Below are 781 nucleotides of genomic sequence, written 5' to 3' on the forward strand. Positions count from 1 at the left end.
GCAACGTTGCCAGTCGTAAGACGGAAGCGCTGGTGAAGGCTATTCACCAGATTGATGTCACCATCACTCACACTGAAACCGAAGCGCTGCTGTTGGAACACAACTACATCAAGCTTTATCAGCCGCGCTATAACGTATTGCTGCGTGATGATAAATCGTACCCGATGATCTTTCTTAGCGGTGATACTCACCCACGGTTGGCGGTGCATCGCGGTGCCAAGCACGCCAAAGGGGAATATTTTGGCCCCTTTCCAAACGGCAATGCGGTGCGTGAAACGTTGGTGCTGCTGCAAAAGCTTTTCCCCATTCGCCAGTGCGAAAACAGTGTGTACCGAAATCGCTCGCGGCCTTGTCTCCAGTATCAGATCGGGCGCTGTCTGGGGCCCTGTGTTGCGGGTCTGGTCAGTGAAGAAGACTACCGCCAGCAGGTAGAATATGTGCGACTTTTCCTTTCAGGCAAAGATCAGCAGGTGCTCAATCAACTGGTCGCACGTATGGAAGCCGCCAGCCGTCAGTTGGATTTCGAAGAAGCGGCACGTATTCGCGATCAAATTCAGGCGGTGCGTCGCGTTACCGAAAAGCAATTTGTTTCCGGCGATGGCGAAGATCTGGACGTGATTGGTGTTTCCTTCGATGCCGGTATGGCCTGTGTACATGTGCTGTTTATTCGTCAAGGCAAAGTGCTGGGGAGCCGCAGCTATTTCCCGAAAGTGCCGGCAGGCACGGAGCTGGCGGAAGTGGTGCAGACGTTTGTCGGGCAATTTTATCTGCAAGGCAGTTT

General features: G+C 53.3%; 1 protein-coding gene. It reads left to right on the forward strand.

Features of this window, described 5'->3' with window-relative positions:
* On the forward strand, positions 1-781 hold a 781-nt coding region (uvrC, locus tag J5224_RS32075), incomplete at both ends, for an excinuclease ABC subunit UvrC (protein ID WP_264628998.1).

The organism is Candidatus Symbiopectobacterium sp. NZEC135 (assembly GCF_025962695.1).